Annotated in this window: 1 protein-coding gene and 1 pseudogene; both read left to right on the forward strand. The window is 54.0% G+C overall.

Annotated elements, in window-relative coordinates; genetic code table 11:
• Window positions 1–171: 171 nt before the first annotated feature.
• Complete coding sequence (locus tag A3730_RS11660) at window positions 172–522, forward strand: DUF4845 domain-containing protein (RefSeq protein WP_231880537.1); 351 nt, start codon at window positions 172–174, stop codon at window positions 520–522.
• Window positions 519–720, forward strand: a pseudogene (rnc, locus tag A3730_RS11665) (ribonuclease III); the annotation flags it as partial. The gene A3730_RS11660 and the pseudogene rnc, both read left to right, overlap by 4 nt.

Consider the following 720-nt stretch of genomic DNA (forward strand, 5'->3'; position numbering starts at 1 on the left):
ACAGCCGATTCTGGGGTATAGTCCCTGAGGGGCTGGTCGTGGGGGAAGCGTTCCTGATCTGGATGCACTGGAAACCGGTTTTCTCTCTGCCCAGTTTTTCTCGTAATGGCGCTATTGATAAGGTGGAGGCAAACTAAAATGATGACAACAACGCCCTCACGGCAACGTGGGATGTCACTGATCAGCTGGGCGGTTGTGCTGATTGTGGTGGCTATCCTGGGGACGGCTGCATTTCGCATGGTTCCGGCCTATATGGAACACAACACGATTGCGACAACCATCCGATCACAGTTGCAAGATGGCAAAACGGCACTGATGTCCCCGCGGGAAATTCGCGAAGGCATCGGCAAGCGGTTTACCATCAACCAGGTCAATGTGATTCGCGTGGATGACCTGGCGATTGTCAAGGAAGGCGGGGTACTGACCGTTTCCGCGGACTATGAAGTGCGCGAACCGATGTTTTACAACGTGAGCATCGTGATGACCTTCAAAGACGAGTTCAAGAAAGACGTTCGCCAGTGAATGGAGACCTTAACCGACTGATGGCCCGCCTGGGCTATCAGTTTCAGGATATATCCCTGCTTGAGTTGGCACTGACCCATCGCAGTGTCAGCCGCTACCGTAACTATGAGCGGCTGGAGTTCCTCGGTGATGCCCAGCTCGGGCAGATTATTTCCGTTGCCCTGTTTGAACAGTTTCCTGAAGCGGCCGAAGGCCAGC

The sequence above is a fragment of the Alcanivorax sp. HI0044 genome, assembly GCF_001634945.1.

What these genes read in the sequence shown, in the direction of transcription:
- A3730_RS11660 (WP_231880537.1), top strand. Translation starts at nt 172, where the DNA reads ATGTCACTGATCAGCTGGGCGGTTGTGCTGATTGTGGTGGCTATCCTG.